Source organism: Emticicia sp. C21 (assembly GCF_003418935.1).
Classification (GTDB): domain Bacteria; phylum Bacteroidota; class Bacteroidia; order Cytophagales; family Spirosomataceae; genus Emticicia.
The window spans coordinates 451,525-467,981 of the sequence record NZ_QVMT01000003.1; the positions used below are offsets into that span (position 1 = coordinate 451,525).

The window sequence follows — 16,457 nt, forward strand, 5'->3', positions numbered from 1 at the left end:
TTCATTAACCTTCATTCCCTGATTTAATCTGAAAAAGCACTGTATTTTTTCGCTTGTTAAAATCATTAGTGCCTACATGGATGACGAATATATAGAGGGCCTTACAGACTGTGTCCTGACCAGGTGGCAGAGAGAAATAAGAAGTAGCACGGTCGAAAGCACAAATGTGCAAGTATAGCATTAAATGCCAAAAGCCCTGATTCCTCAAGGCTTTTGGCATTTAATGCTGTTACAATGGTTTACAGTAACTTATTGATGAAGGAATGTTCGTGCTTTTCTTCTTGACACTACAATCTTGTCTCCGGTAGTCAGGTGGGCGATGTGTTCTTCACCTATCGACTCTATACGTTTCAGATATTGCAGGTTTAGCATGAACTTGCGATGAATGCGGGCAAAATGCCCTTTTTCAACTAATTGTTTTTCGTGAACCCCTAAAGTGCGAGAGGAAACTACTTTCTTGCCGCATTTCAAGTGGAACTCGGTGTAATTTTCTAAACTACTCAAATAAACGACCTCATCTGGCTGAACACAGGTTTTTCCGTGATCGAACCAAATCATGCGAGGATCACAATAGGATGGCTTAATAAAAAATTTTCTCATGGCTGCTCAAAAAAGGGATTATAATATGGATTGTCAAATTTGACAAGAAAAAGATAAACCCTCTACGAACATTTAGTATCTGGCGGATATAGCAGATATTTGGTAGGTTTCGGTTAGTATTTGGCGCCCCCGCTCCTAAAGGAGAGCTATATATTCGACCCAACAAGATTGTAGCAAATTTGTAATTCCCCTTTAGGGACGGTCCGCCGCGCGGTTAGGGGTTCTTAGCTCCCCTTCAGGGTCGGGGGGCTATAGGGGTATATGTATCGTCACCTTTGTGCCTTGTGCTGTGCCGTCTTTTGATTTCTTGTCTTCAATCATAATCTGGATATGTAGGTCATTGGCCTGGCTTAAGAGTTTAATACGCTCATTGTTGATATTCATGCCCATAGACTGGTATTTTGGGATGTTTTTGCGTAATAGTGCAGCCTGTTCCCGTCCGATGCCATTGTCTTCTATAATTATTTCAATAGACTCAGCCAATTGCCTGATTTTCAGTTCCAGCATACGCGTTTCCTGCTTGTTCATCAAACCGTGCTTGATGGCATTTTCAATATAGGGTTGCAGGAGCATAGGTGGCGCAAATACTTCGTCGGTATCAATGCTTTCGTCTACTTCATATACAAACTCAAAATTATCTTCAAATCGCAGTTTTTCCAGTTTTATGTAGAGGACGGCGGTTTCCAGTTCGTCTGTCAGGGAAATTAACTGCTCTTTTGAATGCTGCAGGATGGAGCGCATCAGCATCGAAAAATCGGTCAGGTATTCGGCCGCTTCCACCGAGCGGTGAGTCAGGATATAACTCTTGATAGAGTTGAGACTATTAAACACAAAATGCGGATTAATCTGCGAGCGCAATGTACGCAATTCAGATTCTTTCATGGCTTTGAATAGCGAATTCTGTTCTTTTTGTATCTGATAACTCCGGCTACCGATGGCAATAGAAAAGAAAAAGATTTCAAGCAAGGTGCCCAGCATGAACACAATGCTTGGCTCCACCCGCAAAAGTATGTACGACTCATGGCTGAACCACTGGGTCATGAATCCGACAAGAGCCCCGAGCATCAGAAAAGTACTGCCTATCTTAATGTTTCGGGCGATTCTTCCTTTGGTTTTGAATACGAATATCAATAAGATGATATTCAGAATAGGAAATACACCCTGAAAAAACCAGTAGAAAGTGTCGCTCCAATCCAGACGTCTGAAAACGAATAAGATAATGATATCTATTGCCAAACACACAAATAAGGTTCGGATTAACCGTCGGAATAATAAGCCTAAGCCGGGATATTTTTCTTTTAACTCCAGGAAATCATAGATAAACAGAAAATAAGAAATCTGGCTCAATAATATATAGATATTGCTATTACCCGTGAATTTCAGAAAAGGCAGGTAACTGAACAAGAGATGAAAATAAGGCGAATGCTCGTATTCCCAGAGATTAAAAAAGGCCAGAGAAGCCGTATAAAAGCCATAATAAAGGTAATATTTTTGACGGTCGAGCAGGTAAAAGGTAAAGACAAATAGTGCAACGAATAGTTGAATTGAAATAATGAGCCCATTGTTAATCAAATAAATATATTCGTCATAAAAAGCTTTTACCTTATGGTGATTCTCCCAGAAATGACTTACCAGCTTAGGCTGTAAAATAAAGTCTTTCTTAGGATAATCGTTTACCTTGATGTATAACTGATAATGCGTGCCAGGCAAAAACCGAATCGGAATATACTGGTCGTCATAACGGAAGAGCCTTTGGTCGGGCAGATAATCTTCGTTGGTTTTATACAATTCTATCAACTGGTTATAAATATCTCTGTATAGACCAACAGATCGGTGCAAACCTGTGGTTAATAACAAATCAAGGGTATCTGGTGTGGGGTTGTGCACATGTAGTTTGAGCCAGTAATCGTACCGATAACCCTTTGCAAAGCTCTTGGGTATATCCAGACTTTTGAGTGGTTTGAATCTTTGTTTTGGAATGGCTTGTAAAGGTACTTGTCTGGTTGAATCAATGAATAGAGACGTGCTATCTGTGCAATCCAGGAAACCGTTTTTTTCCAGCTCGAAGTATAAGCGGATTTGGGCTTGGGTTTTTATAGATAAGAAAATAAAGCAAAAGAATAACAATAGTTTTGAGAAATTTCTCCTCCTTAAAAAGGAGGAGTACCCATTAATAACTAATGAAAAATTAGTTATTAATGGGGGAGGTGGTTGTAGGATTAAAAAGTACTTTTGAACCAGCTCACTGGCCTGTAACCACCCCGTCACCATCCCGACTGCGTCAGGTATGGTGCCACCCCTCCTTGAAAAAAGGAGGGGAAATTTCGGACCAATACTTTCTATTATGCAATAGAAAGTATTGAGTAAGGAATAGGATAGTATTTTGCGAGTGTACTTCATCTAATCAATCATCGGTAAATAAATCATCACCTTAGTACCATCAGCTTTGCCTTCCGGTGTTTTTTTGTCAATAATCTGTATATCTATATGCCAGTCGTTGGTCATGGCTAAGAGTTTTATCCGTTCGTCGTTGATATTCATGCCCATTGACTGGTGTTTGAAAATGTTTTTGCGTAGCAAAGACGCCTGTTCTCGCCCGATGCCATTATCCTCAATCACAATCAGGGTTTTGTAAGGGTGCGCTTCCAGACTTATCGATAAGATTCTGTTTTCAGATTTATTCATCAAACCGTGCTTAATAGCATTTTCGATATAGGGCTGTAAAAGCATGGGTGGAATGAGTGTTTCGTCGGTATCAATCTTTGGGTCGAGGTGGTAAATAAACTCAAAGCCATCATCAAAACGCAGTTTCTCCAGTTTGATATAGAGTGAAATGGTTTCCAGTTCGTCGGCTAATGGAATCAGCTTTTCTTTAGAATGTTGTAGAATTGAACGCATGAGGGTCGAGAAATCTGTCAGATACTCTGCTGCTTCAACTGAGCGGTGTGTCAGGATATAACTCTTAATAGAATTCAGGCTATTGAATACAAAGTGCGGGTTAATCTGCGAGCGCAATGTACGTAAATCAGATTCTTTTACCGATTTCATCAGCAAGTTACGGTTGCGTTGGCGAAGCCACGTTTTGTAGCCTAAGGCTGTTGAAAAACACAATATTTCAACTAGCACCCCTATATTGAATGGTGTACTCAATGCGAGTCGCATCAGTACGTTTTCAAAAGGTTTCATCATGAGCAATTGCTCTGATATACCCACTATTACTCCTATCAACAAGGCAATAGAACCCCACTTGATATACTTCACAAAGGAGCCTTTCAGGGTAAGTACCACAATAGTAGAATAAACTCCAAAGAAAACAATGAGTATCTGTGTAAGTATCCAGATGTACCCACCTGACTGGTAAGCCTGAAAAACAAAATTCAGCAGGGTATCGGCTACTAGCAACGCTATAAGGATTTTCAGGTAAAGCCGGATAAGTTTTTCAAATTTTGGAGCTGTCTTTTCAAGTTCCAGAAATTCGCTTAGAAACAGATAGTAAAAGACATTAGCAACCAGCGCATAAGTATTATTATTGGCTGAGAATTTCAGAAAAGGCACAAAGCTAAAAAACACCCGCATATAGGGCGAATGTTCGATACCCCACAAGGCAAAGAGCAGGATAAAAAACAAATAACCTGCATAATATAGGTAATAGCGCTTGTGCTCAACAAAATATAGGATGAATATATAAATAGAAACAAAAATCAGGATTGAGGCAAAGAAGCCGTCGGCCATCAGGTGGCGATATTCATCAAAAAAGGCACGCATTTTATCGTTATACTCCCAGCCATAACTTACCAGTTTGGGTTGGAGATTCATATATAACTGCGGATGCTCACTTACTTTAATCAACAATTCATAGGTCTGCTTTGGCCCAAATTTTAAGGGAACGTACTTTTCATCGTACCTGAATGGTCGTTCATTTGGCAGTAAATCCTGACTGGTAGATTGCAATAATACGTATTTGCCATTGACCTTACGAAACACCTTTACCTCCTTATGAATACCTGCTGTAAACAAGGCCGGAATCATAACATTAGTCGGATTAGTAACCGTGATTCGAAGCCAGAAAACATAGTCAAAATAGTCGAAGGCAAAAGGCTGAAAACGAAACGCCTGCAATGGCATAAAGTATTGCTTGTCAATCTGTTGTATCGGCGCTTTGCCTGTTGAATCGATATATAAAAGGGCTTGGTCAGAACATTGAATGACCTGATTGTCGATAAATTTTTTGGTAATAGTAATGGTGCCTGTTTTTTGTGCAAAACAGTGGGGGGGGAAAGATAGTAGTATAGCTATTGTGAGAAAAAATCTCAAATTAATATGGTTGTTTTTTTATGTATCACGATTTGAAAAATCGTGATTATTAAGGAAGTTCTTGATTGCGTCGTTTCAGCGAATAGAATTCGCCGTCTAAGATAACAACGGTAGTATCATCTTGCATAGGCCGACTTAAGTAGGCCGTACATAATAAAAAATATTCCGTTGTTATCTTAGACGGCGACTTTAGTCGCTGTGCGTATGCACGTTTGTATACCATGCCAATAAATTACCGCACCAAATCCATCAGTTTCATCCGATTGGCACGTGAAACCTGCAGGCTCACGCCATTATTCATTACCACATAACCACCCTCGCCTTTGATATATTTTTTGATATGCGTCAGATTAACCAGATAAGATTGATGGATACGCACAAAAGGATGATTGGAAAGCAGGGTCTCCAGATCTTTCAGCGTGCGTGAAATCAACACCTTTTCTTTATTCCCCATCATGATTCTGGAATAATTGCCATCGGCTTCGGCATAGATGATGTCGTTGATGGAGATAAACTCCAGTCCCTCCGGTGTTGGTACGGCCACATTGGGTTTATGATGGATACCCCCTCGCATATTGGCCAGGAGTAGTTCAAGATTCTGCAGGTCAACCTGTTTGCTTTGTTTCTGGCGAACCTTTTCTACGGCTCTGATAAGCTTCTCTTTCGAAATAGGTTTCAATAGATAATCTATGGCACAAAACTCAAAGGCTGTGAGAGCATAGGCATCATAGGCTGTACAGAAAATGACTTCAAAATTGATTTTCGGAATCTTGAGCAGGAAATCAAAACCATTCATCTGTGGCATACTGATGTCCAGAAAAATCATATCGGGGCGGATGGTCTCTAGTATTTCAAGCGCTTTTTCGGCAGACTGGAATTTGGCAAGTACTTTTACGTCGGCACAATAGGTCTGTAGCTCTATTTCAAGGGTATCGAGGCAACCTTTTTCGTCGTCAATTAAAATGGCTGTAAGCATACGCATCAAGGATTTTCGGAAAGTGAAGCTACAAACTTTCTCTGAAAAAAGTGTATCTTTTTACAAAAACACAAACTTTTTTGAAAAGGAGGGGGTTATAATTTAAGAAATTGTAAATTTGCTATCCCTATTCCAAGGGCTCAGATTAAATTTTAGTTGCTTTAACAAATATTTAACTGCGGATGGATATTTTTGCGCTTTTTTTGTTATTATTGCAACGGAATTAGCAAAATAATTCATCAATAAAATTGATAACCACAAAATAATCTAAATGTTTTTATGGCTGGTACAGCAGAATTAATACTTGATGGTAAATCTTACCAATACCCTACCATAGAAGGTTCGGAAGGAGAGAAAGCGATTGATATTGCCAAACTCCGTGATGAAACAGGTTACATAACAATCGATAGCGGCTATAAAAATACAGGAGCGACCAAAAGTGCCATTACTTTTCTGGATGGTGAAGAAGGAATATTGCGCTACCGCGGCTATGCTATAGAAGATCTGGCTGAAAAAGCTAACTTCTTAGCAGTGGCTTATTTGCTTATTTATGGCGAATTGCCAAATAAGGAACAATACGACCAATTTGATAATGCTATTCGCAGACATACGCTGGTAAACGAAGATATGCGTCGCATTTTCGATGGTTTCCCGGTGAATGCTCACCCAATGGGTGTAATGTCGGCAATGGTAAGTGCCATGAGTGGTTTTTATCCTGATTCTTATAACGATAAAGTTCCTGACCATACCGAAACGCATATCATCCGTTTGTTAGCTAAATTCCCTACACTGGCTACCTGGTGTTATAAAAAATCAAACGGACACCCAATCAATTATCCTAAAAACTCATTAGATTATTGCTCGAATTTTCTACATATGATGTTCTCGTTGCCGGTTGAAGAGTATGAAGTAGATCCGGTAGTTTCAGCAGCTTTGAACAAATTATTGATTCTTCATGCCGATCACGAGCAAAACTGCTCTACCTCGACTGTACGTCTGGTAGGTTCATCAAAAGCTAATTTATACTCGTCTATTTCAGCAGGTATTTCGGCATTATGGGGTCCGCTACATGGTGGTGCTAACCAGGAGGTGATTGAAATGCTGGAAGACATCAAGGCTGATGGTGGTGATGTAATGAAGTTTGTGAATAAAGCAAAAGATAAAAATTCAGGTTTCCGTCTGATGGGCTTTGGCCACAGAGTTTATAAGAACTTTGACCCACGTGCCAAAATCATCAAAAAAGCGGCTGACGATATTCTAGGTAAACTAGGTGTAAACGACCCTGTACTGGAGATTGCAAAAGGATTGGAGGAAGCAGCGTTGCACGATGATTATTTCGTATCGAGAAAGTTGTATCCAAACGTTGACTTCTACTCAGGAATCATCTACCGTGCTTTGGGTATTCCTACCAATATGTTTACTGTAATGTTTGCTATAGGCCGTCTTCCGGGTTGGATTGCGCAATGGAAAGAAATGAGAACCAACAAAGAGCCAATCGGTCGTCCTCGTCAAATCTATACAGGAGCAACTTTGCGCCCGTTTGTGGAGATTGAGAATAGATAAGATTTATGGTTTTATAGATATATAGAAGCCTCGGAGATTGGTCTCTGAGGCTTTTTGTTTTAATCTATGATAGCGGAAATGAGATAAATCATTTATTCAACAAAGTAATCACGGGGATGCAAGACCCCATCAGGGGTTAATTTACCTCCATATACTGGGAACAGACTTGCGTCGCCATAGTTTTTGATACGTCTGATATTTTTAAGGACTTCCATATCGACCTCTGAAATCTCGAAATCTATCTCTGCATTGGCACGTATATGAGCGGGATTGGCTGTTTTAGGCAATGGCAGCATATCTAATTGCAGACAATAGCGAATACATAGTTGCGGAATACTAACCCCATAGCGTTCAGCCATGGCCGAAACCTCTTCGTTTTTTAACAACTCTCCATGTGCTACCGGCGAATAAGCCTGTATCAGAATGCCTTCACTCTGATTATAGGCAATGAGTTCAAAAGGAGTATTGCTTATATGTGCCAGAATCTGGTTTACCATAGGTTTGATTGTGCCATGCGCCAGAATATTCTCCAGATCCACCTGCTCAAAGTTTGAAACGCCGATAGAGCGGAGTTTACCTGCTGTATAGGCTTCTTCCAGGGCACTCCAGGCTTCCAGATTACCTTCAAAGAAGCGATTATCTTCGTGATAGTCGAGCCAGGGCTGAGGGCTATGAATAATCATTAAATCTATATAACCCAGGTCGAGTTTTTGCAGCGATTCTTCGATAGCAGCTACTGCTTCGGCGTAATTCTTGATGTTAGCACTCAGCTTAGTGGTAACAAAAATTTCTTCACGAGGCACACCACTGGTCCGGACACCCTCACCAACGCCTCTTTCGTTGCCATAACCTTGTGCGGTATCAATATGCCGATACCCCATTTCGATGGCCGCACGAACCGGCTCTGCCACTTTGCTGTCTTCAATTAACCATGTTCCAAGTCCAAGCTTTGGAATCTTAACGCCATTAGGTAAAGTAAATGTTTCTTGTAGAATCATAAGATAATTTCTTTACCTTGTTTTACTAAAAAAATTGTTCCTACTGATTACCATATAAAGCACCGGCTTATCAGAAGCTTTTATAATTCCTGCTGAAATGATAATTCATCTGTTTTTTGGCGGAATGTGTGATGCTCAAATTTTTTCTGCTATAGGTTTATATATTTCAGGTGATAATTATCTACTTAACTGCTACCTTCTCTGCATAATGCGTTGCATGTATTTGCCTAGTATATCAAACTCCAGATTAACCGTGCTGCCTACTGCTAATTGATGAAAATTGGTATGCTCCCAGGTATAAGGGATAATGGCTACACTAAAGCCATTGTCTTTTGAATTGACAACCGTCAGGCTCACACCATTCACACAGATTGAGCCTTTTTCTACTGTAATATTATTGGTAGCAGCATCGTATTCAAACGATATGAGCCAACTACCGTTCTGGTCTTCAAGGGTGGTGCAGATACCTGTCTGGTCAACATGGCCTTGCACGATATGCCCGTCGAAACGTCCGTTGGCAGGCATACAACGCTCCAGATTTACTTTATCTCCAATGGTTAGTTTGCCAAGGTTGGTTTTTTTCAGGGTTTCATCAATGGCGGTTACTTTATATCTTATGATTTGATCGCCATTGAGTCCTTTCACAGGTTGATATTCAGCATTCAGTAACTCTACAACAGTCAGGCAAACGCCGTTGTGCGATAGGCTCTGGTCTATTTTTAGTTCGTGAGCAATATCAGATTCAAAAGTAAAAGTTAAATTTGTGCCATCTGGCTGAATATCAATGAGGTGGCCCATTGATTCTACAATTCCGGTAAACATGTAATAATTGATAAAGTTTTCGACTGCGAATTACGATATTTCAACTCAGAATAGCGAAGAAAAGTTCTTATTAGCTATATTAGCGGAAAAACCCCCGACCCCTAAAGGGGAGAGACAGAATCGTCGATTCTCAAGAGAAATAAAATGAAAAAGGTTTATTAATAATCATACAACACTATGTTCAAAAACAAAATTGTCCTTCTTATTCTGGTCGTTGCCATTGTAGGTATCTTGTTTTACTCGCTTCAGGGCTCAGAAGACTATATTGCTACTATCAGCGAGAAGCGAAATGAATATGCCCAGACTCTTGCTAACGATAAAGATTCTCCGATAGCTAATCTGCCCAATTTTACGGGTTTTAAATACTTTGAACCGAATGTAGACTACCGGATTGAGGCTGAGTATAAAGGTACCTCAGACAGCGGACAAAGCATGATTCTGATGACCGACAGCACCCAAAGCGAAATAAAAAAAGCCGGAGAAGCGACTTTCTTATTAGGTGGAGAAAACTATACGGTGAGCCTTTTTGATGAGGGAGATATTTACCTGCTCCCTTTCCGCGACCTAACCAGCGGCAAAGAAACCTATGGTGGCGGGCGCTACATAAATATTCCGAAAGATAAACTGGTAGGCGATAAAATAGAGATTGATTTTAACAATGCGCATAATTTCTATTGTGCTTATAATGAAAGCTATATATGCCCAATTCCACCAAAGGAGAATTTTATTAAGGCCGAGATTAAGGTAGGAGAGAAGGTTTATAAGTGAGGGGGTGAAATAAACAAAATACCGACTTGAGTAGATACATCCCGCGAGTATAAAAATAAAAAATATCGGGTGAAATAAACAAAATACCGACTTGAGTCGGTATGACTAGAAACGAATCCTTTGTTATCTTAGCCGGCGACTTTAGTCGCTGAAACAAGGGTATTGGATAATGGGAGTTTATTTGGCAATAAGTTAAGTCATAGTCTTCTGGCACAGCGACTAAAGTCGCCGGCTAAGATAACAAAGGTAATTTTGCATTCAGTACCGACTGAAGTCGGCACGTTTGAGTAAAAATTTTAAATTAAGATTAACATTTTCAAACCTAAAAGCTGCTAATGAAAAGGAATTATATCGCTTTGCATGTTCATTTAATATGGACAACAAAGAATAAAACTCCTTTTTTAGAAGCAAAATACCGCTATCCTTTATTAGAACATATCAGAGAAACAGCGTTATTAAAGGGTATAAAAATACGAATTGTAAATGGCGTTGAAGACCATTTACATTGTCTGGTAAGTTTGCATCCAACCCAAAGTATCGCAGACGTTATGAAGAGCATTAAGGGAGAATCTTCGAGGTGGATAAATCAGCAGAGGTGGTTCGGTAAAGATTTTGAATGGCAGGATGGTTATGGTGCTATTTCGGTAAGCCCTCAGCACTTTGCCCGCACAACACAGTATATCTTTAATCAGGAAGTTCATCATGCTTCTCAAAATTTAGAAGATGAATTGAAGATTTTTGAGCAATTCGCAGATGAGATAGAATAGATAATATAGATTTTCTTAAAAATTGAATATGATATATAATGAACATGTCTCGACTTGAGTCGGGAATGCATGCAAAATAAACCTTTGTTTTCTTAGACGGCGACCGCGCGGCGGACCGTTTCAGTCGCTGAATCACAGGTCAAAGGAATGCCCAAATACCCGTGGTCAACCAATAAATTGGTCGGACTGCCGAAGGGGCTCCTAAAATAAAAAAGCGGACGTCGCGCGGAAAAAAAAATCAGTATAGGCCTACTAAAGTCGGCCATTAAAGTAAAAGCCGTTATTATTTATTCATGTACCAACCCCCACAAAAACAAATAAAAAACAAACAGTAACCCCTATGAAACAACGCTTCATCAAAACATTGGCCTTGCTGGTTATCAGTGCTTATGCAATGGCGCAAGACCCTAAATCTATTGATGCCTTTACTACCGGCATGGATAAACGAGAGGGCTTTCTGAATTTCTACTGGAACGGGAAAGACGGCAAAGTATACCTCGAAATCGACAAATTTGATACCGAGCTATTGTATTACCCCTCATTGGCACAAGGCGTAGGGTCAAACGATATCGGACTTGACCGTGGTCGGCTTGGACAAGAACATGTGGTGAAATTCCAGAGAAGCGGCAACAAAATTCTCATGATTGAGCCCAACTACTCTTACAGAGCCATCTCCGATGATATGATGGAAAAAAGAGCTGTTGAACAATCGTTTGCCAAGTCGGTGCATTTTGGTTTTGATATAAAGGCCGAAAGCGGTGGCAAGGTATTAGTCGATTTGACACCTCTTCTGTTGCAGGATGCCGTAGGTGCTATTCAGGATATTGCCCGTAGCAGACAAGGCACTTTCCGACTGGATGCTTCCCGTTGTGCGGTCTATCTGCCTTATACGAGAAATTTCCCTAAAAACTCAGAATTTGAAGCCATTATTACCCTGACGGGTGATAATCCTGGAGGGTATCTGCGTGAGGTAGTGCCAACACCTACTATTATCACCATGCACCAGCATCACTCGTTTGTAGAATTACCTGATCTGGAAGCTGATAAAAAAAGCAAGGCATTTACCCCAAGGGAATTTGACCCACGCATTGGCTATGGCGGTATTGAGTATTTTGATTACGCCACGCCTGTCAGCGAGCCTATCAATAAAAGATATATTTCCCGCCATCGTCTGCAAAAGAAAGACCCAACTTCTATTCTGAGCGAAGCCGTAAAACCAATTGTCTATTATATGGATCCGGGTGCGCCGGAACCTATCCGTTCAGCTTTGATGGAAGGAGCAGCTTGGTGGAATCAGGCCTATGAAGCGGCAGGGTATAAGGACGCTTTTCAGGTAAAACTTCTACCGCCTGATGCCGACCCGATGGATATTCGCTATAACCTTATCCAATGGGTACACCGTAGTACTCGTGGGTGGTCATATGGTGCCAGTGTAATCGACCCTCGTACAGGTGAGATTCTGAAAGGTAAAGTAACGCTTGGTTCATTACGTGTCCGTCAGGATTTCATGATTGCACAAGGCTTTATAGGCAATTATGAAACCGATAGTACCAACCTCAATACTATCAACCAGATGGCTCTGGATAGATTGAAACAACTGGCAGCGCATGAAATAGGGCATACATTGGGCTTACCGCATAACTATATTTCGAGCATCAATGGTCGTGCCTCTGTAATGGATTATCCTCATCCGCTTATCAGCTATGCCAATGGTAAATTCGACCTTTCGCGTGCTTATTCAATGGGTATCGGCGAATATGATAAGGCATCAATCACCTGGGGGTATCAGGATTTTCCGGATAATGTAAATGAAAAAGCTGAATTGGAGAAGATAGTGCAAAATACCCTGAGAAAAGGCTTACGATTCCTGACCGACCAGGATGCCCGTCCGGAAGGTTCGGTGAGTCCATCAACACACTTATGGGATAATGGCGGTGATGCCGTAACGGAATTGAAAAGAGTGATGGAGTTGCGTAGAATTGCACTAAAAGATTTTACAGAAAAGAAAATCAGAGTTAATGCACCAATGGCCACAGTTGAAGAGGTATTGGTACCTATGTATATGTTCCACCGCTATCAGACAGAGGCTACCTCTAAAATATTGGGTGGCGCAGACTATAACTTTGCCCTACGTGGCGATGGACAGGTAGTTTATGACCCAGTACCTGCTGCCAAACAACGCGAGGCTTTTAATACTTTGATGCAAACCCTTACCCCGGAGTTTCTGGCTGTGCCTGACCATATCCTGAAAATGATTCCGCCGAGACCGTTTCGCTATCAGGCTAATCCGAGAGAGACATTCAAGCGTCATACTGGTTTAGCTTTTGACCCATTGGCTCCGGCAGAAGCATCAGCAGGAATGACTCTGAGATTGATTCTGAACCCTGAGCGTGCATCAAGATTGGTAAGTCAGAAAGTAATGAAACCGGATTTGCCGACATTGGCCGAAGTATCAAGCATTATGGTACAAAAGCTATGGAAAAAGCCGGAAATGTTTAAAAATAATAGCTATTATGCCCAGATAGACCGCATGGTAGCGATGCAGTTTTTAGACCAGTTGATGACACTGGCTAATAACAAAGATGCCTCCATGGAAGTACGCGCCAATGCCTACGGTGCTATCGATGATATTCAGGATTGGTTGAAAAGCAATACAGTGGATGGCGCAGGTTTTGCTCGTTTGACTTTATTAAAGATAAAGCAATTTGAAGAGAATCCGGATATTACTATTCCAACCAATAGCTTAGCGGCTCCTGATGGTGCGCCAATCGAGCCGGGCTATGAGTGGTTGGATGAGGATTGTGAGTGGAAATGAAAACGCGCCCCTAGCCCCTGAAGGGGAACAACTCGTTCTGAAACAGGTTTTACAAGCGGTTTCAGAACGAGATTTTTTTCAAAGTATTTTAAATAAATGAGTTAAATTTGTTCATGAAATATAATTTTATTCGATCTGTTTTTCAAGCAACCACTATTCTTGAAAGAGAGAGGTACGAAAGTATCAATCATCTTTTAGATGAGGAGACTAAATATTTTCTTTATGAATTTGGTTTGCCGAATTCAACTTGGTTTTCGTTTGAATTTACCAATTCAGAAATTTATAATGCTGAATATAATATCTTAAATATTGGGAATAATGGAAGAAAATTTAATGGAGAAATAGCATCTTATATAGGTATAGACCTTAATAGTAACGAAATAGTCATGTTTTATAATTTTGCAGAAAATGAGAAATGCTTTTTAGGATTATCTTTAAAGCATTTCATACTGACTATGTTTGAATTTGAAATGTTTACAAAAGAAATATGTGTAAAAAAATATTTTGGAGAGATACATAGTCAAGAAAAAAAATCATATCTGGAATATTTAAATTATAGACTATTGCAATTAGATAAAGATTTCTATGCCAATGATAGAAGTTATTATTGGGGCAGTATACTTGAAGGAATGGAACAAGGTGTTGTACAGATTGTAGACTTCAAGACTATTAAATAGGTTTGTGTAAATCTGTTTCAGGAATACAAATTGTGCATTAGAATTAATAATTATCGCCAGTTACTGAGCCTTTGTCCAGTTTACGGTTTTGCCCAGTAACGGTGAACCTATGTATCCTTTAAGCTTCAAAATATTCCCTTCAATAGTTATTTTACCACTATAGTTCTTTCCAGATGTAGGGTCATAAATAGAGCCATCTACCCACTCATCACTATCAAATACAAAATTGGAAAGCAGAATCAGGTTTAGTATAGTTTTAGTGCCAGATTTATCTTTTTTCAAAGTCTTGCCATCGGCCAGATAGGGTTCTTTAAGCCAGATTATTTTACCCATGTATTTGTCACCTGATTTGTAAATCTGAAGTTTGGTGTTTTTCTCAGGATTTAACCACATACCCACTATATCATTTGCATTATTTGAATCAGGGCTGGTAAAAGAGTTAATAACCGTTAATAAAATGATTGTTATCTGAAGCATTGTTTTGTGAATTTTAGTTGATAATTTCTTTGGGTTGAGCTGATGTGAGAATCTACCTATAAAATAGACATTCTGTTTTCTACACCTATCATCAACGAAAAAGATTACCTTTTGATTGCCCTTTCCTTTTACCAAAACACCTTACTTACTAATAAACCCCTCTTCAACCATCTTATCATACACAATTTTGGCTACTTCCATGGCCATTTTGTCAACACCACTAGGGTTTGTAGTTTCAGTAAGCCCTGTCCAGATGATTTTGTCTTCTTTTATTGAGTAAATATTCACTTCAACCCGATAAGTCTTGGTTGAATAGTATCTATCAGGCGTAGAAGAAAGTATCCAGCTTCTCCGGTAAAATCCACCAAAAGACCGATAATAGATAGGATAAGATGAAATTGTCCCGGGCACATAGTCAATATCCTTATCTACGTCTACGAGTCGCATGGTAATGGCACCATCAAAATTATCTCCTCTGATTTTATTGATTATCTGCTTCTCATCCTGTTCAGTGATACTGGTAGTATATTCATTCAGATAGTTATAAGATACTACCCCTCTGTCTTGCAGATACTTTTTCATCTCATCTTCTGCCTTACGGCGGCTTGTTTCATTCCTGACCATGGCCACTATCAATATTTTATTTAATTGCTTACCGGTAACGGTTCTATCGGGTTCTCTCCAGCTACTGGCGAGGCGTGTAGAATTACAAGACATCAAAAAAATGGCACAAAGGCCAACGAGACACAAGGCAGTTTTGTTCATGAGTATTGTTGTTTGAGTAAGTCCAGCAAATTTTTAACAGGTTTGCTACTTAGCTATTGAAAGAATCTGATTATTAAATTTTTATTATTTTTTGCAAAAACATCAGACCAACGGCAGCTGAGGAAATTCTTTCTCTCCTTGTTCTTTTAAATACCATTGTATTTCAGTTTGTGTATTTTTCTCTATGTCGTTAGGATAATTAAAGGCTTAACTTGAATGGCATATTTTTTTTATCGTTTGGAGGTAATTAAAAACTCAGAAAACAAAAAAACAGAACCATGAAAAATTCAAACAAAAGCATTTGGGATATGTTCTCGAAAGAAGAAAGTGAAAATCTGAAAGACTTATTTGTTGATGGCCTGAAAGACATTTATTGGGCAGAACAACATCTGACAGAAGCTTTGCCAAAAATGGCACAAGCGGCTACTTCGGATGAATTAAGAGCAGCTTTTGAAATGCACTTAACTGAAACAGAAAGTCATGTAATGAGAGTGGAGCAGGTATTTGAATTGATTGGGGAAGAAGCGGAAGCGAAACATTGTCCGGCTATGGAAGGTCTGGTTGAGGAAGGAGAAGAAATCATAGACACCACAAAAGAGGGTACATTTGTACGCGACTGTGGTCTGATTATGGCAGCGCAAAAAGTAGAACACTATGAAATAGGTTCTTACGGAAGTCTGAGAACTGTTGCCCGTTTATTAGGGTATCATGAAGCAGCTGATATATTACAAACGATTCTGGATGAGGAGGGTGCTGCCGATCAGAAATTAACAGCCTTGGCCGAAGCGACCATTAATGAAGAAGCGGCTCAGGAATAACGAGGAACAATTTGGTTAACTATATAATTTTTGCTTATAAAAATGCCTTATGAATACTTTGATTCATAAGGCATTTTTTGAATTAAACGAGATTTTG

At 39.8% G+C, this 16,457-nt stretch carries 14 protein-coding genes; 6 read left to right on the top strand and 8 right to left on the bottom strand.

What is annotated here, in order from left to right; translation table 11 throughout:
• Positions 1–249: 249 nt before the first annotated feature.
• From D0T08_RS09615 to D0T08_RS09630, 4 genes are all read right to left on the bottom strand, one after another.
• A complete protein-coding gene (locus D0T08_RS09615) occupies positions 250–558 on the bottom strand; it encodes a LytTR family DNA-binding domain-containing protein (RefSeq protein WP_158561231.1) in 309 nt (102 codons plus the stop codon).
• A gap of 291 nt (positions 559–849) precedes the next feature.
• Complete coding sequence (locus D0T08_RS09620; RefSeq protein ID WP_158561232.1) at positions 850–2,727, bottom strand: histidine kinase; 1,878 nt, start codon at positions 2,725–2,727, stop codon at positions 850–852.
• 273 nt (positions 2,728–3,000) lie between these two features.
• Complete coding sequence (locus D0T08_RS09625; protein ID WP_116982406.1) at positions 3,001–4,914, bottom strand: histidine kinase; 1,914 nt, start codon at positions 4,912–4,914, stop codon at positions 3,001–3,003.
• Between the two features lie 232 nt (positions 4,915–5,146).
• Complete coding sequence (locus D0T08_RS09630; RefSeq protein WP_158561233.1) at positions 5,147–5,890, bottom strand: LytTR family DNA-binding domain-containing protein; 744 nt, start codon at positions 5,888–5,890, stop codon at positions 5,147–5,149.
• Positions 5,891–6,169: 279 nt separating this feature from the next.
• On the opposite strand from D0T08_RS09630, the gene D0T08_RS09635 reads away from it, so the two are divergent.
• Positions 6,170–7,453, top strand: a complete 1,284-nt coding sequence (locus D0T08_RS09635) for a citrate synthase (RefSeq protein ID WP_116982408.1) — start codon at positions 6,170–6,172, stop codon at positions 7,451–7,453.
• Positions 7,454–7,545: 92 nt separating this feature from the next.
• On the opposite strand, the gene D0T08_RS09640 is transcribed toward D0T08_RS09635, so the two are convergent.
• Together D0T08_RS09640 and D0T08_RS09645 are read right to left on the bottom strand one after the other, a co-directional pair.
• Positions 7,546–8,451, bottom strand: coding sequence for an aldo/keto reductase (locus tag D0T08_RS09640; RefSeq protein ID WP_116982409.1), 906 nt, complete (start codon positions 8,449–8,451; stop codon positions 7,546–7,548).
• Positions 8,452–8,643: 192 nt separating this feature from the next.
• On the bottom strand, positions 8,644–9,273 hold the full coding sequence (locus D0T08_RS09645; RefSeq protein ID WP_116982410.1) for a riboflavin synthase: 630 nt from the start codon (positions 9,271–9,273) through the stop codon (positions 8,644–8,646).
• Positions 9,274–9,450: 177 nt separating this feature from the next.
• On the opposite strand from D0T08_RS09645, the gene D0T08_RS09650 reads away from it, so the two are divergent.
• From D0T08_RS09650 to D0T08_RS09665, 4 genes are all read left to right on the top strand, one after another.
• Entirely contained in the window at positions 9,451–10,041 is a 591-nt protein-coding gene (locus tag D0T08_RS09650) for a DUF1684 domain-containing protein (RefSeq protein ID WP_116982411.1), read from the top strand.
• Positions 10,042–10,376: 335 nt separating this feature from the next.
• On the top strand, positions 10,377–10,808 hold the full coding sequence (gene tnpA, locus D0T08_RS09655) for an IS200/IS605 family transposase (RefSeq protein WP_116982412.1): 432 nt from the start codon (positions 10,377–10,379) through the stop codon (positions 10,806–10,808).
• A 340-nt stretch (positions 10,809–11,148) separates the two neighbouring features.
• Positions 11,149–13,623, top strand: a complete 2,475-nt coding sequence (locus D0T08_RS09660; RefSeq protein ID WP_116982413.1) for a zinc-dependent metalloprotease — start codon at positions 11,149–11,151, stop codon at positions 13,621–13,623.
• A gap of 113 nt (positions 13,624–13,736) precedes the next feature.
• On the top strand, positions 13,737–14,300 hold the full coding sequence (locus D0T08_RS09665) for a hypothetical protein (protein WP_116982414.1): 564 nt from the start codon (positions 13,737–13,739) through the stop codon (positions 14,298–14,300).
• A gap of 60 nt (positions 14,301–14,360) precedes the next feature.
• Here D0T08_RS09665 and D0T08_RS09670 read toward each other — a convergent pair whose 3' ends face one another.
• Both D0T08_RS09670 and D0T08_RS09675 read right to left on the bottom strand, forming a co-directional pair.
• On the bottom strand, positions 14,361–14,777 hold the full coding sequence (locus D0T08_RS09670; RefSeq protein ID WP_147322742.1) for a DUF2147 domain-containing protein: 417 nt from the start codon (positions 14,775–14,777) through the stop codon (positions 14,361–14,363).
• Between the two features lie 141 nt (positions 14,778–14,918).
• Positions 14,919–15,542 (bottom strand): hypothetical protein, encoded by a 624-nt coding sequence (locus D0T08_RS09675; protein ID WP_116982416.1) that lies wholly within the window; start codon positions 15,540–15,542, stop codon positions 14,919–14,921.
• Between the two features lie 278 nt (positions 15,543–15,820).
• On the opposite strand from D0T08_RS09675, the gene D0T08_RS09680 reads away from it, so the two are divergent.
• Entirely contained in the window at positions 15,821–16,360 is a 540-nt protein-coding gene (locus tag D0T08_RS09680) for a ferritin-like domain-containing protein (RefSeq protein WP_229238931.1), read from the top strand.
• Positions 16,361–16,457 lie beyond the last annotated feature (97 nt).

Bases quoted from the DNA above. Each gene is read 5' to 3' on its own strand.
- D0T08_RS09615 (WP_158561231.1), bottom strand. From the start codon at position 558: ATGATTTGGTTCGATCACGGAAAAACCTGTGTTCAGCCAGATGAGGTC.
- D0T08_RS09630 (WP_158561233.1), bottom strand. From the start codon at position 5,890: ATGCTTACAGCCATTTTAATTGACGACGAAAAAGGTTGCCTCGATACC.
- D0T08_RS09635 (WP_116982408.1), top strand. From the start codon at position 6,170: ATGGCTGGTACAGCAGAATTAATACTTGATGGTAAATCTTACCAATAC.
- D0T08_RS09640 (WP_116982409.1), bottom strand. From the start codon at position 8,451: ATGATTCTACAAGAAACATTTACTTTACCTAATGGCGTTAAGATTCCA.
- D0T08_RS09645 (WP_116982410.1), bottom strand. From the start codon at position 9,273: ATGTTTACCGGAATTGTAGAATCAATGGGCCACCTCATTGATATTCAG.
- D0T08_RS09650 (WP_116982411.1), top strand. From the start codon at position 9,451: ATGTTCAAAAACAAAATTGTCCTTCTTATTCTGGTCGTTGCCATTGTA.
- tnpA (WP_116982412.1), top strand. From the start codon at position 10,377: ATGAAAAGGAATTATATCGCTTTGCATGTTCATTTAATATGGACAACA.
- D0T08_RS09660 (WP_116982413.1), top strand. From the start codon at position 11,149: ATGAAACAACGCTTCATCAAAACATTGGCCTTGCTGGTTATCAGTGCT.
- D0T08_RS09665 (WP_116982414.1), top strand. From the start codon at position 13,737: ATGAAATATAATTTTATTCGATCTGTTTTTCAAGCAACCACTATTCTT.
- D0T08_RS09670 (WP_147322742.1), bottom strand. From the start codon at position 14,777: ATGCTTCAGATAACAATCATTTTATTAACGGTTATTAACTCTTTTACC.
- D0T08_RS09675 (WP_116982416.1), bottom strand. From the start codon at position 15,542: ATGAACAAAACTGCCTTGTGTCTCGTTGGCCTTTGTGCCATTTTTTTG.
- D0T08_RS09680 (WP_229238931.1), top strand. From the start codon at position 15,821: ATGAAAAATTCAAACAAAAGCATTTGGGATATGTTCTCGAAAGAAGAA.